General features: G+C 61.5%; 22 protein-coding genes. 12 read left to right on the top strand and 10 right to left on the bottom strand.

Annotation, left to right across the window (positions count from 1 at the left end):
• Window positions 1–136: 136 nt before the first annotated feature.
• The gene (locus RGV33_RS22330) at window positions 137–1624 is read right to left on the bottom strand and encodes an NCS1 family nucleobase:cation symporter-1 (protein ID WP_322146166.1); all 1488 of its coding nucleotides are present in this window, start codon (window positions 1622–1624) and stop codon (window positions 137–139) included.
• A gap of 601 nt (window positions 1625–2225) precedes the next feature.
• Here RGV33_RS22330 and hydA point away from each other — a divergent pair.
• The 3 genes from hydA (at window position 2226) to preA (ending at window position 6469) form a co-directional block, all read left to right on the top strand.
• A complete protein-coding gene (gene hydA, locus RGV33_RS22335) occupies window positions 2226–3665 on the top strand; it encodes a dihydropyrimidinase (RefSeq protein ID WP_322146167.1) in 1440 nt (479 codons plus the stop codon).
• A gap of 162 nt (window positions 3666–3827) precedes the next feature.
• A complete protein-coding gene (locus tag RGV33_RS22340) occupies window positions 3828–5195 on the top strand; it encodes an NAD(P)-dependent oxidoreductase (protein ID WP_322146168.1) in 1368 nt (455 codons plus the stop codon).
• The gene (gene preA, locus RGV33_RS22345; protein WP_322146169.1) at window positions 5195–6469 is read left to right on the top strand and encodes an NAD-dependent dihydropyrimidine dehydrogenase subunit PreA; all 1275 of its coding nucleotides are present in this window, start codon (window positions 5195–5197) and stop codon (window positions 6467–6469) included. The genes RGV33_RS22340 and preA overlap by 1 nt, the downstream gene beginning before the upstream one ends.
• A 149-nt stretch (window positions 6470–6618) precedes the next feature.
• Here preA and RGV33_RS22350 read toward each other — a convergent pair whose 3' ends face one another.
• A complete protein-coding gene (locus tag RGV33_RS22350; RefSeq protein WP_003207828.1) occupies window positions 6619–7239 on the bottom strand; it encodes a TetR/AcrR family transcriptional regulator in 621 nt (206 codons plus the stop codon).
• A 229-nt stretch (window positions 7240–7468) separates the two neighbouring features.
• Here RGV33_RS22350 and copC point away from each other — a divergent pair, with 229 nt between their 5' ends.
• The 9 genes from copC (at window position 7469) to RGV33_RS22395 (ending at window position 16166) form a co-directional block, all read left to right on the top strand.
• A complete protein-coding gene (gene copC, locus RGV33_RS22355) occupies window positions 7469–7834 on the top strand; it encodes a copper homeostasis periplasmic binding protein CopC (protein WP_322146170.1) in 366 nt (121 codons plus the stop codon).
• 3 nt (window positions 7835–7837) lie between these two features.
• Complete coding sequence (copD, locus tag RGV33_RS22360; protein ID WP_322146171.1) at window positions 7838–8695, top strand: copper homeostasis membrane protein CopD; 858 nt, start codon at window positions 7838–7840, stop codon at window positions 8693–8695.
• Between the two features lie 249 nt (window positions 8696–8944).
• The gene (locus tag RGV33_RS22365) at window positions 8945–10213 is read left to right on the top strand and encodes an OprD family porin (RefSeq protein WP_322146172.1); all 1269 of its coding nucleotides are present in this window, start codon (window positions 8945–8947) and stop codon (window positions 10211–10213) included.
• A 288-nt stretch (window positions 10214–10501) separates the two neighbouring features.
• Window positions 10502–11323, top strand: a complete 822-nt coding sequence (locus RGV33_RS22370) for an NAD(P)-dependent oxidoreductase (RefSeq protein WP_322146173.1) — start codon at window positions 10502–10504, stop codon at window positions 11321–11323.
• A gap of 30 nt (window positions 11324–11353) precedes the next feature.
• Window positions 11354–12229, top strand: coding sequence for an SMP-30/gluconolactonase/LRE family protein (locus RGV33_RS22375; protein ID WP_322146174.1), 876 nt, complete (start codon window positions 11354–11356; stop codon window positions 12227–12229).
• Window positions 12230–12280: 51 nt separating this feature from the next.
• A complete protein-coding gene (locus RGV33_RS22380) occupies window positions 12281–13252 on the top strand; it encodes a TRAP transporter substrate-binding protein (protein ID WP_322146175.1) in 972 nt (323 codons plus the stop codon).
• 67 nt (window positions 13253–13319) lie between these two features.
• The gene (locus tag RGV33_RS22385; RefSeq protein WP_322146176.1) at window positions 13320–13847 is read left to right on the top strand and encodes a TRAP transporter small permease; all 528 of its coding nucleotides are present in this window, start codon (window positions 13320–13322) and stop codon (window positions 13845–13847) included.
• A complete protein-coding gene (locus RGV33_RS22390; RefSeq protein ID WP_322146177.1) occupies window positions 13848–15128 on the top strand; it encodes a TRAP transporter large permease in 1281 nt (426 codons plus the stop codon).
• A gap of 177 nt (window positions 15129–15305) precedes the next feature.
• Window positions 15306–16166, top strand: a complete 861-nt coding sequence (locus tag RGV33_RS22395; RefSeq protein ID WP_322146178.1) for an aldose 1-epimerase — start codon at window positions 15306–15308, stop codon at window positions 16164–16166.
• 150 nt (window positions 16167–16316) lie between these two features.
• Here the strand turns inward: RGV33_RS22395 and RGV33_RS22400 are convergent, their stop codons facing one another.
• The 8 genes from RGV33_RS22400 to RGV33_RS22435 form a co-directional block, all read right to left on the bottom strand.
• On the bottom strand, window positions 16317–17462 hold the full coding sequence (locus RGV33_RS22400; protein ID WP_322146179.1) for an HlyD family secretion protein: 1146 nt from the start codon (window positions 17460–17462) through the stop codon (window positions 16317–16319).
• Complete coding sequence (locus RGV33_RS22405) at window positions 17459–19117, bottom strand: MFS transporter (RefSeq protein ID WP_322146180.1); 1659 nt, start codon at window positions 19115–19117, stop codon at window positions 17459–17461. The genes RGV33_RS22400 and RGV33_RS22405 overlap by 4 nt, the downstream gene beginning before the upstream one ends.
• Before the next feature lie 125 nt (window positions 19118–19242).
• Complete coding sequence (locus tag RGV33_RS22410; protein ID WP_322146181.1) at window positions 19243–20613, bottom strand: hybrid sensor histidine kinase/response regulator; 1371 nt, start codon at window positions 20611–20613, stop codon at window positions 19243–19245.
• A complete protein-coding gene (gene ercA / locus RGV33_RS22415; RefSeq protein ID WP_322146182.1) occupies window positions 20597–21760 on the bottom strand; it encodes an alcohol dehydrogenase-like regulatory protein ErcA in 1164 nt (387 codons plus the stop codon). Before ercA ends, RGV33_RS22410 begins: the two co-directional genes overlap by 17 nt.
• A gap of 138 nt (window positions 21761–21898) precedes the next feature.
• On the bottom strand, window positions 21899–21970 hold the full coding sequence (pqqA, locus tag RGV33_RS22420; protein ID WP_106805631.1) for a pyrroloquinoline quinone precursor peptide PqqA: 72 nt from the start codon (window positions 21968–21970) through the stop codon (window positions 21899–21901).
• Between the two features lie 144 nt (window positions 21971–22114).
• Window positions 22115–23635, bottom strand: coding sequence for an aldehyde dehydrogenase family protein (locus RGV33_RS22425; RefSeq protein WP_322146183.1), 1521 nt, complete (start codon window positions 23633–23635; stop codon window positions 22115–22117).
• A 120-nt stretch (window positions 23636–23755) separates the two neighbouring features.
• The gene (locus tag RGV33_RS22430; protein ID WP_322146184.1) at window positions 23756–25531 is read right to left on the bottom strand and encodes a PQQ-dependent methanol/ethanol family dehydrogenase; all 1776 of its coding nucleotides are present in this window, start codon (window positions 25529–25531) and stop codon (window positions 23756–23758) included.
• 129 nt (window positions 25532–25660) lie between these two features.
• Window positions 25661–26599 (bottom strand): quinoprotein relay system zinc metallohydrolase 1, encoded by a 939-nt coding sequence (locus RGV33_RS22435; protein WP_322146185.1) that lies wholly within the window; start codon window positions 26597–26599, stop codon window positions 25661–25663.
• Window positions 26600–26603: the final 4 nt, after the last annotated feature.

A 26603-nucleotide genomic window follows, 5' to 3' on the forward strand; every position in this document is an offset into this window, starting at 1 on the left:
TCTCCTCAACTACTTTTTATATGAATCGACTCGGTCAACTGTGGGAGCTGGCTTGCCTGCGATGCGGGCGACTCGGTCTTTCAGTTGCACCGGGTCGATGCCATCGCAGGCAAGCCAGCTCCCACATTGAGCGTGCTCACAAAGGTGTTTTTACGGCGACTACGCGGGCGCCGCGCTTCATGCACAGTGCGTAATACAACAACCCGCCCAACGCCGAGCCGGTGAACCAGCCATAGCTGTAGAACCAGCTGAATGCATCACTACCCAGCGACAACAGTGTCAGCACCACCGGCACACCAAACGCCAGGAAACCATGCCAGTTCCACGCCGGGTACACGTCATCGCGGTACAAACCGGCAAGGTCCAGTTGCTGTTTCTTGATGATGAAATAGTCCACCACCATGATCCCGGCGATCGGTCCCAAGAGGCTTGAGTAACCCAGCAGCCAGTTGGAATAGACGGTTTCCAGGCTCACGTCGGAAATGATCAGCCCGAGCTTTTTCAGCAGTTCATGGGCCATCAATGCAAGGCCTACCAGACCGGTCAACACCACCGCCGTGGTGCGGTTGATCAGCTTGGGCGCGATGTTCTGGAAGTCGTTGGTGGGCGAGACGATGTTCGCCGCGGTGTTGGTGGACAAAGTGGCGATGATGATCAACGCCATAGCCACGGCCACCCACACCGGGCTCTGGATATGGCCGATCAGGGTCACCGGGTCGGAGACGCTGACGCCCACCAGTTTCACCGAGGCGGCGGTCATGATCACACCGAGGGCGGCAAACAGGAACATGGTCAGCGGCAGGCCGAATATCTGCCCGAGGATCTGGTCCTTCTGGCTTTTGGCGTAGCGGCTGAAGTCGGGAATGTTCAACGACAAGGTGGCCCAGAAACCCACCATCGCGGTCAGGCCCGCCATGAAGTAACCAGTGAGGCTCGCGCCTTCGGGGCGCTTGGGCGGAATCGCCATCAGCTCGCTCAAGGATACGTTGGGCAAGGCCCACACCAGCAGCCCGATACCCACCGCCACCAGCAGCGGTGCCGACAGGGTTTCCAGCCATTTGATCGACTCGGCGCCGCGTAATACCACCCACAGGTTCAGCGTCCAGAAGATCATGAAACCGATCACTTCACCGGTGCCGCCCAAAGATTTCCAACCCTCGAAAACCGAGCCCAGGAACAGGTGAATCGCCAGGCCGCCAAACATCGTCTGGATACCAAACCAGCCGCACGCCACCAGCGCACGAATCAGGCACGGCACGTTGGAGCCAAGCACGCCGAAGGACGAGCGCAGCAATACCGGAAACGGAATGCCGTACTTGGTGCCAGGGAAGGCGTTAAGGGTCAGCGGTACCAGCACCACGATATTGGCCAGCAAGATCGCCATCAGCGCCTCGCCCACCGACAAGCCAAAATACGCGGTGAGCACGCCACCCAGGGTGTAGGTCGGCACGCACACCGACATGCCGATCCACAGCGCGGTGATGTGCCACTTGTTCCAGGTTCGTTCGTGCACCTTGGTCGGTGCCATGTCGTGGTTGTAACGGGGGCTGTCGAGGACGTCGGGGCCGGCGTCGAGTTCGTACAGGCCGTTGCGCTCAATGACTTGCGATCTGTTCTGTTGCATGGCCGCTCCACGGTTTTTTCGAATTATTTTTGCTCATCCCGTGACGTGCACGGGATGGCCGGAGTACCTCGTTGACAACATGACATCCGGGACCCGACCAACCGCCACCGCACTCAATAACCGTGCCGTAAACCGTCGCCCTGCCCGCACCGCTTATATAACTCTCTGATGTTTATCAGCTTTATTGTCTCGACCGAAGAGCCCCTCGTTACTGTCAGCGTTACTCAGGCCAAATAACGCAGAAGTTGTCCGAACCCTCAGGACTCAATCTGGTGCAACACAATTATTTTTATTTACCCGCCCCGTCAAGAGGCATGTCTCAAGCGTCTGATTTGCAATAAGAAATGTTGCTCATATTGGGAACCTGTCAAGTGCGTCAAAATGGTGAGAGGCCGCTACATTTTGGTGATTTTCATTTTTTATCGTTTAAATTCAATACGTTAATACAGATATAAGCTTATGAAAAATATTCTTGCTCATTCGAAAAACTCGGGCTAGTTTCTATTCCTGTCACCACTGACAGGAATTAATCCTGCAGCGGCGCGATGCAATACAACACTTAGAACTGGCACAAGCCGGTCAAGCCTGTGAGGAACTCGACATGTCGCTGTTGATCCGTGGCGCTACCGTTATTACCCATGATGAAAGTTACCGAGCCGATGTTTTATGCGCAGACGGTCTAATCCGCGCCATTGGCACGGACCTGGATATTCCCGCCGGCACCGAGGTACTCGATGGCAGCGGTCAATACCTGATGCCCGGTGGCATCGACCCCCATACCCATATGCAATTGCCCTTCATGGGCACCGTGGCCAGTGAAGACTTTTTCAGTGGCACGGCCGCCGGGTTGGCGGGCGGTACCACCTCGATCATCGACTTTGTAATTCCCAACCCGCAGCAATCCCTGCTGGAAGCCTTCCACCAATGGCGTGGCTGGGCCGAGAAGTCGGCGTCCGACTACGGCTTCCACGTTGCCATTACCTGGTGGAGCGAGCAGGTCCGTGAGGAAATGGCCGAGCTGGTCAGCCACCACGGCGTCAACAGCTTCAAGCATTTCATGGCGTACAAGAACGCGATCATGGCCGCCGACGATACGTTGGTGGCGAGCTTCGAGCGCTGCCTGGAACTGGGCGCGGTGCCGACGGTGCATGCCGAGAACGGCGAACTGGTGTATCACCTGCAACGCAAGCTGATGGCCCAGGGCATTACCGGGCCGGAAGCACACCCATTGTCGCGGCCCTCGCAAGTGGAAGGCGAAGCCGCCAGCCGGGCGATCCGGATTGCCGAGACCATCGGCACTCCGCTGTACCTGGTGCACGTGTCCACCAAAGAAGCGCTGGATGAAATCACCTACGCCCGCAGCAAGGGCCAGCCGGTGTATGGCGAGGTATTGGCCGGGCATTTGCTGCTGGACGACAGCGTCTACCAGCACCCCGACTGGCAGACCGCTGCAGGCTACGTGATGAGCCCGCCCTTCCGCCCGCGCGGGCATCAGGAGGCGCTGTGGCATGGCCTGCAATCGGGCAACCTGCACACCACTGCCACCGACCACTGCTGCTTCTGTGCCGAGCAAAAAGCCGCCGGACGTGATGACTTCAGCAAGATTCCCAATGGCACTGCCGGTATCGAAGACCGCATGGCGCTGTTGTGGGACGAAGGCGTGAACACCGGGCGGTTGTCGATGCAGGAGTTTGTTGCGCTGACGTCGACCAACACCGCGAAGATCTTCAACCTGTACCCGCGCAAAGGGGCGATTCGCGTGGGTGCCGATGCTGATCTGGTGCTATGGGACCCGCAAGGCACGCGGACCATTTCCGCGAAGACCCATCATCAGAACGTCGACTTCAACATCTTCGAGGGCAAGACCGTGCGCGGCGTGCCAAGCCACACTATCAGCCAGGGCAAGTTGGTCTGGGTGGATGGGGATCTGCGCGCCGAGCGGGGTGCGGGGCGGTACATCGAACGGCCGGCGTACCCGTCGGTGTTTGAGCAGTTGAGCAAGCGGGCGGAGCGTTCAAGGCCGGTTGCTGTGAAACGCTGAAAGCGGCCTTCGGCCTATCGCGGGCAAGCCCGGCTCCCACATTTTTGAGCTGTGAATACATTCAAATGTGGGAGCTGGCTTGCCTGCGATGAGGCCGGTACAGGCAACAAAAAAACCACTGCCCACCAGAGGCAGCACCTCAAAAACCGTGAGGCCACTACTGTGATCCAGACCCTGAACCATCTTCCACACCCCCATGAAGATGCGGCAGCACTCGCCGCGCATTTCACCGACCTGGCGCCGCCGCTCAACGCCCGGCAAGCCCAACTGGAGGCCTCGCGTTGCCTGTACTGCTACGACGCGCCGTGCGTCAACGCATGCCCCAGCGAGATCGATATCCCCTCGTTCATCCGCAATATCCACACCGAAAACGTCCAGGGCGCCGCGCAAAAGATCCTCTCGGCGAATATTCTCGGCGGCAGCTGCGCCCGGGTCTGCCCGACAGAAATCCTCTGCCAGCAAGCCTGCGTGCGCAACAACGCCGAAGAATGCGCCCCGGTGCTGATCGGCCTGTTGCAGCGGTATGCGGTGGACAACGCGCATTTCAGCGAACACCCGTTCCAGCGCGCCGCGCCCACCGGCAAACGCATTGCGGTGGTCGGCGCCGGGCCTGCCGGGTTGTCGTGTGCCCATCGCAGCGCCCTGCATGGCCATGACGTGGTGATTTTCGAAGCCCGGGAAAAAGCCGGTGGCCTGAATGAATACGGGATCGCCAAGTACAAACTGGTGGATGACTTCGCGCAAAAGGAACTGGATTTCCTCCTGCAAATCGGCGGTATCGAAATCCGCCATGGCCAGCGCCTGGGCGACAACCTGACCCTGAGCGAACTGCACCAACAGTTCGACTCGGTGTTCCTCGGCCTGGGCCTGGCCGCCAGCAAACAGCTCGGCCTGCCTCACGAGGACGCCCCCGGCCTGCTCGCCGCCACCGACTATATACGCGAGTTGCGCCAGGCCGACGACCTCAGCCAACTGCCGCTGGCCGACCGCTGCATCGTTCTCGGCGCCGGCAATACGGCCATCGACATGGCCGTGCAAATGGCCCGCCTCGGTGCCCGCGACGTCAACCTGGTGTACCGCCGTGGCCTGACTGAAATGGGGGCTACCGGCCATGAGCAAGACATCGCCAAGGCCAACCAGGTGCGCCTGCTGACCTGGGCCCAGCCCGAAGAAGTACTGCTCGACGACCTGGGCCATGTGCGCGGCATGCGCTTTGCCCGCACCCGCATGGTCGATGGCCGCCTGCAAGCCACCGGCGAAACCTTTGAACTGGCCGCCGACGCGATCTTCAAGGCCATCGGCCAAGGCTTCGACGACGAAGCGCTGCACGATCCGCTGGCGCACCAACTGCAACGCCAGGGCAACCGTATCTTCGTCAACCAACAGCTGTGCACGAGCATTCCCGGCGTATATGCCGGCGGTGATTGCGTCAGCCTCGGCCAGGACCTCACCGTCCAGGCGGTGCAACACGGCAAACTGGCCGCTGAAGCCATGCACGCCCAACTCATGCTGAATGTGGAGGCTGCGTAATGGCCGATCTCTCGATTGTGTTCGCCGGTATCAAAGCCCCCAATCCGTTCTGGCTGGCCTCCGCGCCGCCCACCGACAAGGCCTACAACGTGGTGCGTGCCTTTGAAGCGGGCTGGGGCGGCGTGGTCTGGAAAACCCTTGGCGAAGACCCTGCCGCGGTCAACGTCTCGTCACGCTACTCGGCGCACTTTGGCGCCAACCGTGAAGTGCTCGGCATCAACAATATCGAGCTGATTACCGACCGCTCGCTGGAGATCAACCTGCGGGAAATCACCCAGGTGAAAAAGGACTGGCCCGACCGCGCGCTGATCGTGTCGCTGATGGTGCCGTGCGTTGAAGAGTCCTGGAAACACATCCTGCCGCTGGTGCAAGCCACCGGCTGTGACGGCATCGAGCTGAACTTCGGCTGCCCCCACGGCATGCCGGAACGCGGCATGGGCGCGGCGGTGGGCCAGGTGCCGGAATACGTCGAACAGGTGACGCGCTGGTGCAAGACCTATTGCTCGCTGCCGGTGATCGTCAAGCTGACGCCGAACATCACCGACATTCGCGTGGCGGCCCGTGCGGCGTATCGCGGGGGCGCGGATGCGGTGTCGCTGATCAACACCATCAACTCCATCACCAGTGTCGACCTGGAGCGCATGGTCGCCCTGCCGATGGTCGGCACCCAGAGTACTCACGGGGGTTACTGCGGCTCGGCGGTGAAGCCGATTGCCCTGAACATGGTGGCGGAGATAGCCCGCGACCCACAGACACAAGGCTTGCCGATCTGTGGGATTGGCGGAATTGGCAACTGGCGCGATGCGGCGGAGTTCGTGGCGCTGGGCTGCGGCGCGGTGCAAGTGTGCACGGCGGCAATGCTGCATGGGTTTAGGATTGTCGAAGAGATGAAGGACGGGCTGTCGCGGTGGATGGACAGCCAGGGGTACAGCAGCCTGCAGGAGTTTTCCGGGCGGGCGGTGGGCAATACAACGGATTGGAAGTACCTGGACATCAACTATCAGGTAATCGCCAAAATTGACCAGGAGGCGTGTATTGGCTGTGGGCGTTGCCATATTGCTTGCGAGGATACATCGCACCAGGCGATCAGCAGTTTGAAATTGGCGGATGGGACGCACAAGTACGAGGTGATTGATGACGAGTGCGTGGGCTGCAACCTGTGCCAGATCACCTGCCCGGTGGCGGACTGTATCGAGATGGTGCCGGTGGATACCGGGAAGCCGTTTTTGAACTGGACGCAGGATCCGAGGAATCCCTACCGCGAGGCGGTATAACACTCCCAACAACCGTAGCAGCTGTCGAGCCTAGGCGAGGCTGCGTAGGGCGCGACTCAGTCTTGAATCGTGGCGCGCCCGACGCAGCCTCGCCTAGGCTCGACAGCTGCTACGCGCGCGGGTGGATAACTCGCGCTATGGGTAGGCGCTCAAGGCTCCAACCCAATCCCCCGCAAAATCACACTCGTCACCGTCTGTACCGCCCGCTCAAACTGCATGTCCGACAACGGCTGATGGTCATTCAGGATCTTCACCTGATGATCAAAGTCGGCATAGTGCTGGGTCGACGCCCAGATCATATACAGCAGGCTAGAAGGCTCTACCGGCAAAATCCGCTTGTCCTCCACCCACTGGCGAATCTTCGCTTCCTTCATCTTGGCCCAGTCATACAGGCTCACATCCAGCGCCTCCCCCAGGGTCGGCGCGCCGTGGATGATTTCGTTGGCCCAGACTTTCGAACCATACGGCCGGCTGCGCGAGTGCTGCATCTTGGCGCGGATGTAGCTGCTGAGGACGACGCGTGGGTCGTCGAACATCTCGAAGCACAAGGCGTCCTGCTTCCACACTTCCAGCAGGTCGAACAACACCGCGCTGTACAGCTCACTCTTGGTGCTGAAGTAGTAATGCAGGTTGGAACGCGGCAGTTGTACTTCTTCGGCGATGTCGGCCATGGCGGTGCTGCCGTAGCCCTTCTCGGCGAAGACCTTTTCGGCCGCCAGCAGAATCTTTTCGACGTTGACCCGACGAATACCGATCTTGTGATTGCCCATAAGGGCTCCCTGACAACAACATAGCTTCAAGACTACCATCCGCTCTAAGTCGCGGCGACACGCCACGGTGAAACTTCGTACAAGAACCTTCCCCGTGGAAACCGGATTGGTTAGCATCGCCATCCCCTCGAAGGATCGCCTCCATGACGATTCGACCGCGAGACGCGTGCGACGACCCGGTGCTTGCGGCGCCACTGAACGACTGACTCTCACCTGAAGGTATTGAATAATGTTGATCAAGAAGACCCTCACCACTGTCGCCCTGCTGGCCTCCCTGTTGGGCGCCTCGGCAGCCTTTGCCCACGCCCACCTGAAAAGCTCGCAGCCAGCCGCCGACAGCAGCGTCGCTGCGCCCAAGGACCTGCGCCTGTCATTCAGTGAAGGCGTTGAAGCAACCTTCACCAAGGTGTCCCTGAGCAAGGACGGCACCGAAGTGGCGATCAAGGGCCTGGAAACCCCGGACGCCGACAAAAAAGTATTGGTGGTGACACCGGCCGCGCCGTTGGCCGCCGGTACCTACAAAGTGGTGTGGAACGCCGTCTCGGTCGATACTCACAAGAGCAACGGTGAATACAGCTTCAAGGTCGGCCAATAATCCATGGCCACCCTGCTGGTGCTGTGCCGCTTCCTGCATTTCATCGTGGTGTTGTTGATGTTCGGGGCCTGTGTGTTCAGGCCCTGGCTGCTGGGCACGGGACCACAACCGGTGCTGGACCGACAGCTGTCACGCATCACCCAGGGGTTGGCGTGGCTCGCGTTGGTGTCAGGGGTGGCGTGGTTGTTGTTGATCAGCGCGAGCATGGCCGGTGTCGGGCTGGGCGCGCTGGAGTGGTCGACGGTGCAGCTGGTGCTGGGTAAAACCTTTTTCGGCCAGGTCTGGACCTGGCACCTGACGCTGAACGTGCTGCTGGTGCTCGGCTTGATGACGCCGTGGAAGGTGGTGCGCCTGCCGCTCTGTGCATTGCTGCTGGCGACGCTGGCGCCGGTGGGCCATGGCGCCATGCTCAATGGCCTGGCCGGGCAATTGCTGATCCTCAATCAGGTGGTGCACCTGGTGTGCGTCGGTGCCTGGCTGGGCGGACTGCTCATGCTGGTGTTGATCCTCAGGCAATCGCCGCGCTACCCCTTGGAACCGATCCTTCAGCGCTTCAGTGGCATCGGGTATGGGCTGGTGACGGGGTTGCTGCTGACCGGTCTGATCAACGTGCGGGTGCTCACCGGGCAGTTCTGGCCAACGCCATTGTTCAGCGGTTTCGCCCTGATCCTGCTGATCAAGGTGCTACTGGTATTCGGCATGCTCGCGCTGGCGCTGCTGAACCGCCTGAGGATCTATAACTGTGAGCAGCGACTGCCAGCGTTGAAGGCCAGCGTGAGGCTGGAACTGTTACTAGGTGTTTCAGCGGTAGCCGCCGTTTCGTTGCTTGGCACCTTGCCGCCCATGGTTCTGAACGGCTGAAAAAAATAGCCCGGGCCCGCTCAATGTGGGAGCTGGCTTGCCTTCGATACAGGCAACTCGGTCTTTCAGGTACACCGAGGTGATGCCATCGCAGGCAAGCCGGCTCCTACATTTGATCGGTGGCGCGACCGAAGTCATCGTATAACTTTCGATTGACAACCCCCTAAAACCTCGCAAATATCGCCCCAATGTTGTACGACAACGTATAACAAAAAATAAAAACAACAAAAAAGACAAGGGAGCGTCACTGTGAGCCAACACGTCCGTCATTTCTCCTGCACTGCCCGTTTCGCCGCCATCGGCTTGAGCAGCCTGGCCTTCACCCTCCCCATCACCGCCTCGGCAGAAGGCTTCCTTGAAGACGCCAAAGCCACGCTTAACCTGCGCAACGCCTACTTCAACCGTAACTTCACCAACTCCGCCCACCCACAAGCCAAGGCCGAAGAGTGGACGCAAAGTTTTATCCTCGATGCCAGGTCCGGCTTTACCCAAGGCACCGTCGGTTTCGGGCTGGACGTGCTCGGCCTGTACTCGCAGAAACTCGACGGTGGCAAAGGCACTGCGGGCACTCAACTGCTGCCGACCGGTAGCGATGGCCGCCCCGTCGACAACTTCGGGCGTCTGGGTGTTGCGCTGAAAACCCGGCTGTCGAAGACCGAACTGAAAGTTGGCGAATGGATGCCGGTGCTGCCGATCCTGCGCTCGGATGACGGCCGCTCACTGCCGCAAACCTTCCGCGGCGGCCAGGTCACCTCCAGCGAAATCGCCGGCCTTACCCTGTACGGCGGCCAGTTCCGCGGTAACAGCCCGCGTAACGACGCGAGCATGGACGACATGTTCCTCAACGGCAAAGCTGCGTTCACCTCCGACCGCTTCAACTTCGGTGGAGGTGAATACACCTTCAACGACAAGCGCACCCAGGTCGGCGTGTGGTACGCCGAACTCAGCGACATCTACCAGCAACAGTACTTCAACCTCACCCACAGCCAGCCCGTGGGCGACTGGACCCTGGGCGCCAACCTCGGGTTCTTCACCGGCAAGGAAGACGGCAAGGCCCTGGCCGGCGACCTCGACAACAAAACCGCGTTCGCCTTGCTCTCGGCCAAATACAAAGGCAACAGCTTCTATGTTGGCCTGCAGAAACTCACCGGCGACAGTGCCTGGATGCGGGTCAACGGCACCAGCGGCGGCACCCTGGCCAACGACAGCTACAACGCCAGCTACGACAACGCCAAGGAAAAATCCTGGCAGGTGCGGCACGACTTCAACTTCGTAGTGCTGGGCATCCCCGGGCTGACCATGATGAACCGCTACATCAGCGGCGATAACGTGCACACCGGGGCGATCACCAACGGCAAGGAATGGGGCCGCGAGTCGGAACTGGCCTACACCGTGCAGAGCGGCGCGCTGAAGGACCTGAATCTGCGGTGGCGCAACGCGACGATGCGCCGGGACTTCAGCACCAATGAGTTTGATGAAAACCGGATATTCATCAGTTACCCGCTGTCGTTGTTGTAAGACCTGTGGTGAGCGGGCTTGCCCCGCGCTGGGCAGCGAAGCGGCCCTAAAATCTGCCACCGGAATGCCCCTGAAAGAACTCGGTGATCTTGTTGGGGCTGCTGCGCACCCCAGCACGTGGCAAGCCCGCTCACCACGGGTAAAGGCGCCGTCAACCACACGTTTGGCGTGAACGCCTAAGCGACTAAGGGCACCACTTTTAGACCAATAGCGCGTTGACAAGAGTAGGAAACCCTAAGGATACTTCGATCTAGTCATACGACAACCTACAACAATAACGGGACCATCATGACCACCAACACCGCTCCTACCCCGTTCAACCGCCTGCTGCTCACCGGCGCCGCCGGAGGCCTGGGCAACGTCCTGCGCGAACGCCTGCGCCCCTACGCCAACGTGCTGCGCCTGTCGGATATCGCCAACATGGCCCCGGCTGCCGACGAAGGCGAAGAAGTAGTGCCGTGCGATCTTTCCGACAAACAGGCAGTGCACCAACTGGTGGAAGGCGTCGACGCCATCCTGCATTTCGGCGGCGTATCGGTGGAGCGCTCGTTCGAAGAAGTACTCGGCGCAAACATCTGCGGCATCTTCCACATCTATGAGGCCGCTCGTCGCCACGGGGTCAAACGCGTCATCTTCGCCAGCTCCAACCACGTGATCGGTTTCTACAAGCAGGACGAAGCCCTCGATGCCCACTCCCCGCGCCGTCCGGACAGTTACTACGGCCTGTCCAAATCCTACGGCGAGGACATGGCCAGTTTCTACTTCGACCGCTACGGCATCGAGACCGTCAGCATCCGCATCGGCTCCTCGTTCGCGGAACCACAGAACCGTCGGATGATGCACACCTGGCTGAGTTTCGACGACCTCACCCAATTGCTCGAACGTGCGCTGTACACACCGAACGTCGGCCACACCGTGGTCTATGGCATGTCGGATAACCTCGATGTGTGGTGGGACAACCGCTTCGCCGCGCACCTGGGCTTCACCCCGCGTGACAGCTCCGAAGTCTTCCGCAAACAGGTGGAAGCCCAACCCATGCCCGCCACCGACGACCCGGCGCGGGTGTACCAGGGCGGCGCGTTTTGTGCGGCCGGCCCGTTCGGGGACTGACCACATACCAACCCAAGGGAATGAGTGGCCATGCAAGCAGAACTGATTGTCGACGCCCGCAACGCAGTGGGTGAATGCCCGGTGTGGGTGCCCGAGGAAAATACCCTGTACTGGGTGGACATTCCCACTGGCGAACTGCAACGCTGGAGCGCCAGCAGCGGTGAGGCCCAGGCCTGGAAAGCCCCACAGATGCTCGCCTGCATCGCCCGCACCAGCGCGGGCAATTGGGTCGCGGGCATGGAAACCGGCTTTTTCCAGCTCACGCCCCACAACGACGGCAGCCTCGACACCACGCCCCTGGCCAGCGTCGAGCACGCCCGCCCGGACATGCGCCTGAACGATGGCCGTTGCGATCGCCAGGGCCGGTTCTGGGCCGGCAGCATGGTGCTGAATATGGGCGCGAATGCCGCCGACGGCGCACTGTACCGCGTTGAGACCGGCCAACCGGTCCACACCGCGCTCAACGGTTTCATCACCCCCAATGGCCTGGCTTTCAGCCCCGACGGGCGCACGATGTACCTCTCGGATTCACACCCGCTGATCCAGCAGATCTGGGCGTTCGACTACGACATCGACAGCGGCACGCCGTCCAACCGCCGGCTGTTTGTGGACATGCACAAGTTCCTCGGCCGCCCCGACGGTGCCGCCGTGGACGCCGAAGGTTGCTACTGGATCTGCGCCAACGATGCCGGGCTGGTCCACCGCTTTACCCCCGACGGCCGCCTCGACCGTTCACTGAGCGTACCGGTAAAAAAACCCAGCATGTGCGCCTTCGGTGGCAGCCGCCTGGACACCTTGTTCGTCACCTCGATCCGCGACGACCACAGCCCGCAGTCCCTGGCCGGCGGCGTCTTCGCCCTCAACCCTGGCGTACAGGGAATGCCGGAACCCACCTTCATCCTCTAGCTGCATCGCTGTGCCTTGAACAAAACAATAACAAGACTGGAGAGACACCCCATGGACTTCAAACGCACCTTGCTCCTCGCCGCACTCCCCTTCACCTTCATGTTCGCCGGCGCCGCACACGCGCTGGAAATCAAATTCGCCGATATCCACCCCGCGGGCTACCCGACCGTCGTCGCCGAAGAACAGCTGGGTAAAACCCTGGTCGCCGAAAGCAACGGCGGCCTGACCTTCAAGATGTTCCCCGGCGGCGTGCTGGGCTCGGAAAAGGAAGTGGTCGAACAGGCCCAGGTCGGCGCGATCCAGATGGCCCGGGTGAGCCTCGGTATTGTTGGCCCAGTGGTGCCGGACGTAAACGTGTTCAACATGCCGTTCGTGTTCCGCGACCAGGTGCACATGCGCAAGGTCATCGACGGCGAGATCGGCGATGAAATCCTCGCGAAGATCACCAACTCCGAATTCAACCTGGTCGCCCTGGCCTGGATGGACGGCGGCACGCGCAATATCTACACCAAGAAACCGGTGCGCAAGATCGAAGACCTCAAGGGCATGAAGATCCGCGTGCAGGGCAACCCGATCTTCATCGAAACCATCAACGCCATGGGCGGCAACGGTATTGCCATGGACACGGGCGAGATCTTCAGTGCCCTGCAGACCGGCGTGATCGACGGCGCGGAAAACAACCCGCCCACCCTGCTGGAACACAACCACTACCAGAACGCCAAGTTCTACAGCCTCACCGGCCACCTGATCCTGCCCGAGCCCATCGTGATGTCGAAAATCACCTGGAACAAGCTCACCCCCGAGCAACAGGTGCTGGTAAAAAACACCGCGAAGGCCGCGCAGATCCAGGAGCGCGAGCTGTGGGACGCCAAGTCTGCCAGCAGTGAAACCAAGCTCAAGGCCGCCGGCGTGGAGTTCATCGACATCGACAAAAAACCCTTCTATGAGGCCACCGCTTCGATTCGCGAGAAATACGGCGCGCCTTATGCCGACCTGATCAAGCGCATCGAAGCCGTCGAGTAAACCGCCCTCCCCTTATAGAAAAGGCCCGGCGCGGTCGGCATCGACGCGCCCGGTCACGGTGAACGCCATGAAGAATTTACTGCTGCGCATCAACGACCGCATTTACATGAGCTGCATCTGGATCGCCGGCCTCGCCGTTCTCGGTGTCGCGCTGATCATTCCCTGGGGCATCTTTGCCCGCTACATCCTGGGCACCGGCTCCAGCTGGCCAGAACCCACCGCCATCCTGCTGATGCTGGTGTTCACCTTTGTCGGCGCCGCCGCCAGTTATCGCGCCGGGGCGCACATGTCGGTGGCCATGGTCACCGACCGCCTGCCACCGGGCCAGCGCCGCATCGTCGGTATCGTCTCGCAATTGCTGATGGGCACCATCTGCCTGTTCATGGCGATCTGGGGCACCAAGCTGTGCCTGTCTACCTGGAACCAGTTCATGAGCGCCATGCCGACCTTGCGGGTGGGCATCACCTACATGCCGATCCCGATTGGTGGCCTGCTGACGCTGATTTTTGTGCTGGAAAAACTCCTGCTCGGTGACCAGAGCAACCGGCGGGTCGTGCGCTTCGACCTGGTTGAAGAAAGCGAAGGAGCTGCCTGAATGGACGCATTGATTCTGTTGGGCAGCTTTATCGCCTTGATCCTGATCGGCATGCCGGTGGCCTATGCTCTCGGGCTTTCTGCGCTGATTGGCGCGTGGTGGATCGACATCCCGTTCCAGGCCCTGATGATTCAGGTGGCGGGCGGGGTGAACAAATTCTCGCTGATGGCGATTCCGTTCTTCGTGCTGGCCGGGGCGATCATGGCCGAAGGCGGCATGTCACGCCGGCTCGTGGCCTTTGCCGGGGTGCTGGTGGGCTTTGTGCGCGGCGGCTTGTCTTTGGTGAACATCATGGCCTCGACGTTTTTCGGGGCGATCTCCGGCTCCTCGGTGGCCGATACCGCGTCCGTCGGTTCAGTGCTGATTCCCGAGATGGAGCGCCGGGGTTATCCCCGCGAATTTGCCACCGCCGTCACCGTCAGCGGCTCGGTGCAGGCCTTGCTGACACCCCCCAGCCACAACTCCGTGCTGTATTCCCTGGCGGCGGGCGGCACGGTGTCCATCGCCTCGCTGTTCATGGCCGGCGTGGTACCGGGGCTGCTGATGAGCGCCTGCCTGATGGTGCTGTGCCTGATCTTCGCGAAAAAGCGCAACTACCCCAAAGGTGAAGTGATTCCGCTGAAACAGGCGCTGAAAATCTGCGGCGAAGCGCTGTGGGGCTTGATGGCCATGGTGATCATTCTCGGCGGGATTCTGTCGGGCATCTTCACGGCTACCGAGTCGGCGGCGATTGCGGTGTTGTGGGCGTTCTTCGTGACCATGTTCATCTACCGCGACTACAAATGGAGCGAGCTGCCCAAGCTGATGCACCGCACGGTGCGCACGATTTCCATCGTGATGATCCTGATCGCCTTCGCCGCCAGCTTCGGCTACATCATGACGCTGATGCAGATCCCGGCGAAGATCACCACGATGTTCCTGACCCTGTCGGACAACCGCTACGTGATCCTGATGTGCATCAACGTGATGCTGCTGTTGCTGGGCACGGTGATGGACATGGCGCCGCTGATCTTGATCCTCACGCCGATCCTGTTGCCGGTGGTGCTGGGCATCGGCGTCGACCCGGTACACTTCGGCATGATCATGCTGGTGAACCTCGGCATCGGCCTGATCACGCCGCCAGTGGGTGCGGTGCTGTTCGTGGGGGCGGCGGTGGGCAAGGTCAGCATCGAGAAGACCGTGAAGGCGCTGCTGCCGTTTTACGGGGTGTTGTTCCTGGTGCTGATCGCCGTGACCTACATTCCGGCGCTGTCGTTGTGGTTGCCTGGGTTGGTGTTATAAACCTCACACTGCGTGTAGCGAGGGAGCTGCTGTGGCGAGGGAGCTTGCTCCCGCTGGGCTGCGCAGCAGCCCCAAAATCTTGGGAGCGCTTCGCACTCCAGCGGGAGCAAGCTCCCTCGCCACAGCAAGCTCCCTCGCCACAGAAGCACTCATCATCCAACAGGTCTGCTGACAGTCATGATGCTTGAACTCGAAGATAACCTCACCCGCCTGACACTCTCACCTGAGTTGGGTGGGAGTATCGTCAACTGGGCCCTGCGCAGCAGCGGCCAACCGTTGCTTCGACACACCGATCAACAGGCGTTAGTCAGCGGATTGCCGGGCAAGCTGGGGTGTTTCCCGCTGGCGCCCTGGTCGAACCGGATTGCCGGGGGTGGCTTCGATAATCCCTCCGGATGGCTGGCCCTTGGGTCCAACAGCCCGCTGGACCCGCTGCCGATTCATGGCAGCGCCTGGCAACAGGCGTGGCAGGTAATCGGCCAGTCGGCAGACGAAGTGCTGCTGCAACTGGACTGCACTACACCGTTTGCCTATCGCGCCGAGCAGCGCGTTCAGTTGAAGGACGGCAGGTTGAGCATCAGTCTGCGGGTCACCCACCTGGCAGAGCAGGCGGCGTGGCATGGGCTGGGGTTGCATCCGTATCTACCCCGCAGGCCGGGCACGCAATTGCAGGCCAAGGCATCGCAGGTGTGGATGAGTGATGAAACGAAACTGCCGACGGCGCTGGCTACCGTGCCCGCCGAGTGGGACTTTCAACAGTTCAAATCGTTGCCCGAGGCGCTGGTGGACAATGGCTTTTGCCAATGGGACGGGCTTTGCCTGATCCAGCAGCCCGACTTGGGTTACACCCTGGAATGCCAGGCTACCGGCAGCGACTACTATCTGCTGTACTGCCCGCCGGGGCTGGATTTTTTTTGCTTCGAGCCGGTGAGCCATCCGGTGAATGCCCATCACCTGCCGGGCAGGCCGGGGTTGAAGCTGTTGGAGAAAGGCCAATCGATAGCGCTGGGGTTCAGCCTGCAATACAACCCCCTCTAACAACACAAAACCCATGTGGGAGCTGGCTTGCCTGCGATGCAGGCAACCCGGTCTTTCACGTACACCGAGGTGATGCCATCGCAGCGATGCGGCGACCCGACAAGCCAGCCCCGCCATTGATTGCATTCCACAATGGAGACTTCCGGTGGGTCAGGGTGGGGTGTTTTTCAGGCGCCCTTGTGTGTCGATACTCACCACTACCGACAACCCCGGGCGCAGTCGCTCGCTCTGCTCCTGCCCCGGGTCGACGGTGATCCGCACCGGCACCCGCTGGGCGATCTTCACGAAGTTGCCGGTAGCGTTATCCGCCTGCAACAGGCTGAACTCAGACCCGGTGGCCGGGGAAATGCGCTGCACCGTGCCGTGAAACTTGCGATGGTCCAGGGCATCCACGGTGAACGTCACCGGCTGGCCGACCTGCACGTTGTCCATCTGGGTTTCTTTCATGTTGGCAATCACCCACAGCTGGTTCGGCACCAGCGCCATTAACTGCGCGCCACTGTTGACGTAGGCACCGAGGCGCACGCCAATCTGTCCAAGCTGCCCGTCACGCGGGGCGATGATCCGGGTGTTCGACAGGTCGATACGCGCCAGCTCCACCGCCGCCTCCGCGTTGGCCACTGCCGCCTCCAGCGAGCCGCGATTGACGATCACCGTCTGCAAATCCTGCCGGGCGATTTCCAGGCTGGCCTGGGCCTGGGCCACCGCAGCGATGGTTTGCGCATTGGCCGCGCGGGTCACGTCCAACTCGCGTTTGGACACCGAACCGTCGCTGATCAACTCTTCGTTGCGGCGCAAGTCCGCAGTGCTCTTGCGGGCCTGGGCCTGGCTGTCGGCCAAGGCGGCCTGGCGCAGCTTGATGGTCGCCTCGGCACTGTTGCGTTGCTGCACCACATTGGCCAGGGACGCCTGCTGCACCGCCAGTTGCGCTAGGGCCTGGTCGAGGCGCTGCTTGTAGATGCGGTCATCAAGGCGCACCAGCAAATCCCCGGCCTTGACGTACTGGAAGTCCGTCACCGGCACTTCATACACGTAGCCACTGAGCTGCGGCCCGATGATTGTCACCTGGCCACGCACCAGCGCGTTCTCGGTGGTTTCCACCGCGCTGCTGAAGGGCGGCAACTGCCAGGCATAGAGCACGATCAGCACGCCGACAATCGCAATCGCGGCAAAGCCCATGGAGGAGATGATGCGCACCCGCAAGGAGCGGGGTTCGGTGGCCGGCATGCTCGGCGGCGCGGTGCCTTCCGGGGTGGAAGCGATGGCGTTGGTGGTGGTCGTCGTCGGTTCGGTCATGAAGAAAGTGCGCCGCTGGGTTGAACGGGAGGCGCTGCACTGGCGGCAGCTTTAGTGGTACTCATCAGCCAGAGGCTGCGGATAAAAATCCAGATCATGGTGAGTATGGCGATGATCGCGATCAGCATGAACACATCGTTATAAGCCATTACATTCGCCTCGCGCGTGGCCGCCGTGGCCAGGCTGCGAATGCCCATCAGGTTACGCAATTCGGGGTCGGCGATCACCCCGCCGTAGGCCGAGCCGCCGCTGGCTACCCGCGCGGCCACACGCGGGTCGAGCAAGGTCAGGTGTTCGACGATCATGCTGGAGTGGAATTTCTCCCGCACGATCTGGAACGTGCCGAGCAATGCCGCGCCGATGAGGCCACCGAGGTTCTGGCAGATCCCGAACAGCACCGAGAAACTCACCAGGTTCCTGGGGTTGGTCAGCACATTGCGCGTACCCAGGACCATGGTCGGCCCGAGGAAGAACGTGCCGCCAAAGCCTAGCAGGAACTGGCTGACGTACATGTTTTGCGGGCGCGTGAGGTTGCTCGAGAAACTGTCCATCACCGAACCCACGGCCATAAAGGCCAGGGAAATGATCAAGGGCATCAGCAAATGCGAGGGGTTGATGGTCAGCGCGCTGGTCGCCAGGCCGGCAATCGCCCCCGCCAGCATCACCCAATACAGCGTGCGCATCTGTTCGTTGCTCATGTTCAGCATCTGCATGAAGCCCACGGCGCCGGTGGACTGCTCCGAAAGCACCATGCGAATCAGCACCACCGCCAACGCCAGGCGAATCATCACCCCGCTGCCCAGCCAGCGGGTCATCAGCAAGGGGTTGGCACGGTTATGTTCGATGGCCAGGCCGGCCATGATCAGCACCAGTGAGCAGGCCGACGCCACGCCGATCCACGGCGCTTCCAGCCACCAGTCGATACGGCCCAGGGACAGCACGGCGCAGAGCAAGGCAACGCCGGTAGCGAGGATCGCGAAGGTCAGGAAGTCGAGTTTTTCGAAGGTCTTGAAGCGGTCGCCCGGAGGCAGCTTGAGCAGGAAAACGCAGCCCAGGCAGGTTAGCGCCATGCCCAGTTCGAACAAGTACAGGCCGCGCCATTCGGCGATCTGCAGCAGGTCTTCGGAGAACAGCCGGGCCAGGGGCAAGGCCAATTGTGCAGTGCCAAGGCCGAGTACCAGGGCCTTCATGCGCCACTTTGCGGGGAAGGCCTGGATCATGTAGTACAGGCCCAGGGAGCTGAGGGCGGCGCCGACCATGCCGTGGGCGGCGCGTACGGCAATCGCCGAGCTGAGGTCATTGACGAACAGATGACCGAAGGTGACCAGGGCGTAGAGCACCAGAAACACCTCGGTAAAGGCCCGCAGGCCAAATTGCTGGCGGAACTTCACCAGCAGCAGGTTCATCGAGACGTTGGTCATGACGTAGGCGGCCGGGAGCCAGGCCATTTCTGCCGTGGTGGCGCCCAATGCGCCTTGCAGGTACACCAGGTTGGCGATCACCAGCGAGTTGCCGAGGCCGCCGGTGATTGCCACGAGTACGCCGACCAAGGCGTAGGCCCAGCGTTTGCGGGTGGAATGCAGCGGCGTCGACGGCGAGCCCGGCAGGCTCGGGCGTTCGTGGGGCTGCCAGGTGTGAGGGGTGTATTTGTCCATTCGGTGACCTTGATGACCGACGCGCAAGGCCGGTAAAACCATTACTCAGGGAGTAGTTAACCTGAGTGGAGTTCAACTTGCCATCTTGGGAGGGGATTTGGGTTCCTGGGTATATATTCAAAGCCCTAGCCCAACAGCTGACTCAACACCGCCCGCAACTTGCCCGGCTTGACCGGCTTGTTCAGCAACGGCGCTTCCAGCCGCCGCAACGCACGGCGGCATTGGTCGGTTCGGTCGGCAGTGATGATCACCGCCGGGATCCTGCAGCCAAAATGCTCGCGCAAATCGCGCACCACCTCACAGCCCACCACGCCGTGGTCCAGGTGGTAGTCCGCAAGGATCAACTCCGGCGCCCGGCCTTGCAACGCCGTCAACGCACCAGCCCGGTCGGTGGCGGTAACCACTTCGCAGCCCCACTGCCCCAGCAGCGCACTCATGCTTTCGAGGATGCTGACTTCGTTGTCCAGCACCAACAGGCGCCTGCCCGGTAAAGGATTGCCGGTACTCGGTTGCGCAGCCATCACGTTGATGGGCAGCGGCATGACGTCGCTGATGGGCACTTCGATGCTGAACATCGAGCCGCGTCCCGGCCACGAACGCACCGCCACCGCATAACCGAGGATCTCGGCGATGCGTTCGACAATCGCCAACCCCAGCCCCACGCCCTTGCGATCGGCAGCGCGGCCCACGTCCAGTTGATTGAATTCCAGGAAAATCGAGTCGAGCCGGTCTGCCGCGATCCCGCGCCCGGTGTCCCACACTTCCAGGCGCAGGCGATCCCCCCGGCGCCGGGCGCCCAGCAGGATGCAACCCTCGCTGGTGTAGCGGCAGGCGTTGCTGAGGAAGTTGCGCAGAATGCGCGTCATCAGGCGCAAGTCGGTGTTGATCGCATAGCGGCCGGTGTGTGCCCGCAGGTTCAACCCCGCCGCCGCCGCCACCGACTGGAATTCGGAGACCAGCGGCGCAAACAATTCGTCGAGTCGGTACAGGGCGATGTCCGGTTTGACCGCTGCCTGGTCAAGCCGGGAAATGTCCAGCAGGTCGGTGAGCAAATCCTCGGCACCTTCCAGGGCCTGGTGTGTGCGTTCCACCAGCACCTGCTCGACGCTGGGCAGGTTACGCTCACGCAAGGTGGAGATCAGCAGGCGCGCGGCATTGAGCGGTTGCAGCAGATCATGGCTGGCGGCAGCGAGGTATTTGTCCTTGCTGCGGTTGGCGGCCTGGGCGGCATCCCGGGCGTCGCGCAGGTCTTGTTCGATCCGTTCGCGCTGGGCGATCTGCTGTTGCAGGTTGAGGTTGGCCTCCAGCAACTCGTCGGTGCGTGCGGCGACGCGCTGCTCCAGTTCGTCGTTGAGGCGAATGTAGCGGTTGCGCTCGGCTTCCAGCTCATCGAGGCGCGCGGTGAGTTCCGGGTAATGGCTCTTGCGTGCCGACTGGTCGCCCAACCCCAGCAGCCCCGCGAGCGCTCGTTGCTGGTCGTCAGAGAGCTTCGGCATAGACGACCTCGACGTCACGCTGGCTGGACTCTCGCGGGTTGGTGAGGATGCATGGGTCGTGCATCGCGTGTTGCGACAAAAACGGAATGTCCGCCACCCGCACGCCATGCAGGCCGAGGGTTTCGTGGAAGCCGATCGCGTGCTTGAGGGCGATCAAGTGCTCCACCAGCCGGCCCCGAATCTGGCGGTGGTTAAGGCCCCGGCAATCGATGCCGAAGGTTTCGGCAATCACCTTGAAGCGCTCCGGCGCCGAGTTGTAGTTGAACGCCACCACGTGTTCCACCAGCACCGCGTTGCACAGGCCGTGGGGCAGGTCGAGAAAACCGCCCAGGCTGTGGGACATGGCATGCACCGCGCCGAGGATCGCGTTGGAAAACGCCAGCCCGGCCTGCATGCTGCCCAGCATGATTTTTTCCCGCAGGGCGATGTCGGCAGGGTTGGCGATCATCTGCACCAGGTTGCCATTGATCAGGCGCATGGCTTCCAGGGCGTGGGGGTCGGTCAGCGGGCCGTGGCCGGTGGACACAAACGCCTCGATGGCGTGCACCAGCGCATCAATGCCGGTACAGGCCGAGAGGAACGGGTCCATGCTCGCGGTGGTTTCCGGGTCGATCAGCGACACATCAGGCACCACCGCCTTGCTGACGATGGAAAACTTCATGCGTTCCTGCTGGTTGGAAATGATCACGAACTGCGACACATCCGCCGAAGTGCCGGCGGTGGTCGGGATCAGGATCAACGGCGGGCTGGGCACGCGGATGGTATCGACACCCTCGAATTCCAGGATGCTGCGCCCGTGGGCGACCACAATGCCGATGGCCTTGCCGCAGTCCATCGGGCTGCCGCCGCCAACGGCGACGATCACGTCGCAATGGTTCTCACGGTAGACCTCGGCGCCGAGCATCACCTCTTCCACCCGAGGGTTGGGCGAGACGGCGCTGTACACGCAGTAGTCGATACCCTGGGCTTGCAGGCTGGCCTCGACATCGGCCACCCAGCCCACGGCGATCACACCGGGGTCGCTGACCACCAGTACCTTGCGCGCGCCAAAGGTCTTGGCGTAGTTGCCGACGTTGTGCCGGCAGCCGGCGCCAAAGATGATTTCAGGAGAAACGAATTTACGCAGGAGGCTCAGGTTCGGGCTCATTGGAAAGCCTGTTTTTATTATTTTGGAAGATGCGCTCCACACTAACCCATCCGGCGCTGAATGCAATCAGACCAATGGGTAGCCCTGGTGACCTTCCGGCACAGACCCGGCCAGCACGGGGGCTGGCCGGGAAACACATCAGCGGCTGGCGAAATACATGGTCACTTCGAAGCCGATACGCAGGTCGGTAAACGCGGGTTTAATCCACATGGGGCAGTCCTCTTGTTGTGCCGGAGTATTCCGGTAAAGCCATTAATGCACTTGGCCGGGAAGGAGCGAATGCTACTTTCGAAGCAAAGGCCGAGTGCATTGGTCGGGGGTGTACATCGATCAAAATGTGCGAGGGGTGGTTAGTTAGAAGAACCCCAACGGGTTGATGTCGTAGCTCACCAGCAGGTTTTTGGTCTGCTGGTAATGGTCCAGCATCATCTTGTGATTCTCCCGCCCAACGCCCGACTTCTTGTACCCGCCAAACGCCGCATGCGCCGGATACAGGTGATAACAGTTGGTCCACACGCGCCCGGCCTTGATCGCGCGGCCCATGCGGTACGCGCGGTTGATGTCACGGGTCCACAAGCCAGCCCCAAGGCCGAACTCGCTGTCATTGGCAATCGCCAGGGCTTCGGCTTCGTCCTTGAACGTCGTCACGCCGACCACCGGCCCAAAGATCTCTTCCTGGAACACGCGCATTTTGTTGTGGCCCTTGAGCAGGGTCGGCTGGATGTAATAACCGCTGGACAGGTCGCCCTCAAGGCGCTCGGCCGCACCGCCGATGAGCAATTCGGCGCCCTCTTCCTGGGCAATTTTCAGGTACGAGAGAATCTTGTCGTATTGCTGCTCGGACGCTTGGGCACCGACCATGGTTTCGGTGTCCAGCGGGTTGCCGCGCTTGATCTTGACGATCTTCTTCATCACCTCGGCCATGAACGGTTCATAGATCGACTCCTGCACCAGTGCCCGCGATGGGCAGGTGCACACCTCGCCCTGGTTGAAGAACGCCAGCACCAGGCCTTCGGCGGCTTTCTCGATGAACTGTGGCTCGGCCTGCATGATGTCTTCAAAGAAGATATTCGGCGACTTGCCGCCCAACTCCACGGTGGACGGGATGATGTTCTCGGCGGCGCAATGCATGATGTGCGCGCCCACCGGGGTGGAGCCGGTAAAGGCGATTTTGGCGATGCGCTTGCTGGTAGCCAGCGCCTCCCCCGCTTCGCGACCAAAACCCTGGACGATGTTCAGCACGCCGGCCGGCAACAGGTCGGCGATCAGCTCGGCAAATACCATGATCGACAGCGGCGTTTGCTCGGCAGGCTTGAGCACCACGCAGTTGCCCGCCGCCAGGGCCGGGGCGAGTTTCCAGGCGGCCATCAGCAGCGGGAAGTTCCACGGGATGATTTGCCCGACTACGCCCAGCGGCTCGTGAAAATGATAGGCGGTGGTCAGTTCATTGATCTCGGCGGCGCCGCCTTCCTGGGCGCGGATACAGCCGGCGAAGTAGCGAAAATGGTCGGCCGCCAGGGGCACGTCGGCGTTGAGGGTCTCGCGCACGGCCTTGCCGTTGTCCCAGCTTTCGGTGACCGCCAGCACTTCAAGGTGTTGCTCGATACGGTCGGCGATTTTCAGCAGTACCAGGGAGCGATCCTGGGCCGAGGTCTTGCCCCAGGCATCAGCCGCCGCGTGGGCCGCATCCAGGGCCTTGTCGATATCGGCAGCGTTGGAGCGCGGGAATTCGGCGATCACTTCACCGGTCACCGGCGAGGTGTTGGTGAAGTATTCACCGTTGACCGGCGGGACGAATTCGCCGCCAATGAAATTGCCGTAGCGCGGCTTGAAGCTGACGATCGCGCCGGGGGTGCCAGGTTGTGCATAGATCATGGTGAGGCCTCTGTCGGGGTCCAGGCCTGTTGGTCAACAGGCGATACCCGATAGTAAAGAGCCCACGCTGCCCGGCGAATGCGCCGTTGGCAGGGGGGCTCTTGTCATTTGGTAGTAGGTTTAGTGCTTGGCGACCAATTCCTTGGGCAGCTTGAAGGTCCAGAGCATCCCGCCCTGGTTGAAGTCCTTGATCCGCTTGGCCACTTCACCGCCCCACAACGGCACCGCCCCGCCCCAGCCGGAAAGCACCGAGACGTACTGTTCGCCGTCCATTTCCCAGGTGACCGGCGAGCCGAGTACACCGGAGCCGGTCTGGAACTCCCAGACTTTCTCACCGGTCTTGGCATTGAACGCCTGCAGGAAGCCCTCGGGCGTGCCGGTGAACACCAGGTTGCCCTTGGTGGTCAGCACGCCGCCCCACAGTGGCGCGTAGTTCTTGTGGCGCCAGACCTCCTTGCCGTTGATCGGGTCGATGGCCCGCAGCACACCGATGTAGTCTTCATTCAACGGCTTGATGGTGAAGCCCGCACCGAGGAACGCCGCGCCTTTCTTGTAGGCGATGCCTTCGTTCCAGATGTCCATGCCCCACTCGTTCGACGGCACATAGAACAAACCGGTGTCGCGGTTATAAGCCATCGGCATCCAGTTTTTTGCACCGAGGAAGGCCGGCGCCACGAATACCGAGGTGCCCTTGGTCTCACTGCCCGGCGCGCCGGGGCGGCTGGCTTCGTTGTAGATCGGCCGGCCGTCTTTATCCAGGCCGGTGGCCCAGGTGATTTTGTCGACGAACGGGAAACCACGGATGAACTTACCGTTGGTGCGGTCCAGTACGTAGAAGAAACCATTGCGGTCCGCCGTGGCCGCCGCTTTGATTTCCTTGCCGCCCTCGGTGTAGTTGAACGAGATCAATTCGTTCACGCCGTCGTAGTCCCAGCCGTCATGGGGCGTGCTCTGGAAGTGCCATTTGATGGTGCCGTCGTCCGGGTTCAGCGCCAGACGCGAGGACGAATAGAGGTTGTCACCGGGGCGCAGGTGGGAGTTCCACGGCGCCGGGTTGCCGGTGCCGAACAACAGCAGGTTGGTTTCCGGGTCGTAGTAGCCACCCAGCCACGGGGCCGCGCCACCGGTTTTCCACAGGTCGCCAGGCCAGGTCTTGCCCGCCTCGCCACCGGAGATACCGTTTTCCACCGCCTTGCCATCCTTGTAGACGTAGCCCATATGACCTTCCACGGTCGGCCGGGTCCACAGCAGGTTGCCGTTTTTCGGGTCGTAGGCTTCGATCTTGCCCACCACGCCGAACTCGCCGCCGGCCACCCCGGTAATCAGTTTGCCGTTGATCACCAGGGGCGCGGCGCTGATGGAGTAGCCTTCCTTGTGGTCGGCCACTTGCTTGCTCCACACCACTTTGCCGGTGTCCTTGTTCAGGGCGACCAGCTTGGCGTCGAGGGTGCCGAAGTACACCAGGTCACCGTAAAGCGCCACACCGCGGTTGATCACGTCGCAGCACGGGCGGATGTCGTCTGGCAGGCGCGCATCGTATTGCCAGAGTTTCTTGCCGGTGCGTGCATCCACCGCGAACACCCGTGAGTAGGAGCCGGTGAGGTACATCACCCCGTCCTTGATCATCGGCTGCGCCTGTTGCCCGCGTTGTTTCTCGCCGCCAAAAGAGAAGGCCCAGACCGGGCGCAGCTCCTTGACGTTATCGACGTTTAGGGTATCGAGCGGGCTGTAACGCTGACCCTGGACACCCAGGCCGTTGGTGACGATCTGCCCGGGATTTTTTGGGTCCTGGAGAATGTCCTGGTCGGTGACAGCGGCGAAGGCGTGGCCAGACAACAGGATGGCACTGAGCAGCACACTCAAGGCGAAGGGTTGGCGACGTGCGGGTTGGGTCATGACGGCTACCTCTGCGGTTTTTGTTATACCCGGGAAATTTTCCCGGTCTGGTGCAGATTCTTGGGCGCTGGGGGCGTCTCCACAATTGACCGCTGTATCGAGTTTGCTAGTTCCTTAGTAGCGGGTGGATCAGGGGCGTGCGGCCGAATCCAGGCGTTGCATCTGCCCGCGTTCGTACCCGGGGTACAGGTGGCTGACGCTGCGGATCAACTCGTAGCGGCTCAGGCTGATGGCGGCGAATCGCTCGGGAATGGGGCTGCGGATCATCTCACTCATGTCACTGCCATCGGCCGCGCCGTCACGCAGCAACTGGTCGAGCCAGGTCAGGTAGTCACGCATCTGCACAAAGGGCTGGGCATCAGTGGCCACCGGGCCATGGCCGGGCACAATCAGGGTCCAGGGCAAGCCTTGCAGGGTATTGATGTCTGCCAGCCACACGGCCAGGCCGGGGCTGTTCGGGGTGGTCAAGGCGCGCTGGTAGAACACCAGGTCGCCGGCAAACAGCACGCCGGTTTTCTGGTCCAGGATCGCCAGGTCAGCGCCGGTATGACCCGCCAGCGCCACCAGGCGCAAGTCGTGGCTGCCCACAGTCAAAATGCCGGGTTCCAGCACCTGGTTGGGCAAGACCACTTCGGTGCCGCGCATCCAGTCGCCAACCATGCGGTACAGGTTCTCGGCCATGCTGTCGCCCTGCTCATGGAGCAACCGGGTGGTGCCGGCCAACGCGCCGATAGGCACCTCGCGAAACGCCTGGTTGCCCAGTGCGTGGTCGGGGTGATGGTGGGTCAACAGGACCTGGACCACCGGTTTGGCAGTGACGCCGGCAATGGCCTGGCGCATGGCTTCGCCATAACGTTTCGACGGCCCGGTATCGATCACCACCACCCCGGCTTCGGTGACGATAAACCCGGTGTTGACGATATTGCCGCCGTTGGCCTTGGCGAAGTTGTCGGTGCTGCCCTCCAGCAGCCAGGTGTCTTCAGCGATCAACCGGGGCTTGAGGGCGTAGTCCAGCTCGGCCAGCGCGGGCAGGCTCACGCTCAGGCATAACAGCAGTATCCAGCGCATGCCG

It is taken from the genome of Pseudomonas sp. Bout1, from assembly GCF_034314165.1.
In the GTDB taxonomy this organism is placed as follows: domain Bacteria; phylum Pseudomonadota; class Gammaproteobacteria; order Pseudomonadales; family Pseudomonadaceae; genus Aquipseudomonas.

Coding starts and splice junctions, on each gene's coding strand:
- copD (WP_322146171.1), top strand. CDS start 7,838: ATGGCCACCCTGCTGGTGCTGTGCCGCTTCCTGCATTTCATCGTGGTG.
- RGV33_RS22390 (WP_322146177.1), top strand. CDS start 13,848: ATGGACGCATTGATTCTGTTGGGCAGCTTTATCGCCTTGATCCTGATC.
- copC (WP_322146170.1), top strand. CDS start 7,469: ATGTTGATCAAGAAGACCCTCACCACTGTCGCCCTGCTGGCCTCCCTG.
- RGV33_RS22380 (WP_322146175.1), top strand. CDS start 12,281: ATGGACTTCAAACGCACCTTGCTCCTCGCCGCACTCCCCTTCACCTTC.
- ercA (WP_322146182.1), bottom strand. CDS start 21,760: ATGAGCCCGAACCTGAGCCTCCTGCGTAAATTCGTTTCTCCTGAAATC.
- RGV33_RS22435 (WP_322146185.1), bottom strand. CDS start 26,599: ATGCGCTGGATACTGCTGTTATGCCTGAGCGTGAGCCTGCCCGCGCTG.
- hydA (WP_322146167.1), top strand. CDS start 2,226: ATGTCGCTGTTGATCCGTGGCGCTACCGTTATTACCCATGATGAAAGT.
- preA (WP_322146169.1), top strand. CDS start 5,195: ATGGCCGATCTCTCGATTGTGTTCGCCGGTATCAAAGCCCCCAATCCG.
- RGV33_RS22405 (WP_322146180.1), bottom strand. CDS start 19,117: ATGGACAAATACACCCCTCACACCTGGCAGCCCCACGAACGCCCGAGC.
- RGV33_RS22350 (WP_003207828.1), bottom strand. CDS start 7,239: ATGGGCAATCACAAGATCGGTATTCGTCGGGTCAACGTCGAAAAGATT.
- RGV33_RS22395 (WP_322146178.1), top strand. CDS start 15,306: ATGATGCTTGAACTCGAAGATAACCTCACCCGCCTGACACTCTCACCT.
- RGV33_RS22370 (WP_322146173.1), top strand. CDS start 10,502: ATGACCACCAACACCGCTCCTACCCCGTTCAACCGCCTGCTGCTCACC.
- RGV33_RS22375 (WP_322146174.1), top strand. CDS start 11,354: ATGCAAGCAGAACTGATTGTCGACGCCCGCAACGCAGTGGGTGAATGC.
- RGV33_RS22385 (WP_322146176.1), top strand. CDS start 13,320: ATGAAGAATTTACTGCTGCGCATCAACGACCGCATTTACATGAGCTGC.
- RGV33_RS22400 (WP_322146179.1), bottom strand. CDS start 17,462: ATGACCGAACCGACGACGACCACCACCAACGCCATCGCTTCCACCCCG.
- RGV33_RS22425 (WP_322146183.1), bottom strand. CDS start 23,635: ATGATCTATGCACAACCTGGCACCCCCGGCGCGATCGTCAGCTTCAAG.
- RGV33_RS22430 (WP_322146184.1), bottom strand. CDS start 25,531: ATGACCCAACCCGCACGTCGCCAACCCTTCGCCTTGAGTGTGCTGCTC.
- RGV33_RS22330 (WP_322146166.1), bottom strand. CDS start 1,624: ATGCAACAGAACAGATCGCAAGTCATTGAGCGCAACGGCCTGTACGAA.
- RGV33_RS22410 (WP_322146181.1), bottom strand. CDS start 20,613: ATGCCGAAGCTCTCTGACGACCAGCAACGAGCGCTCGCGGGGCTGCTG.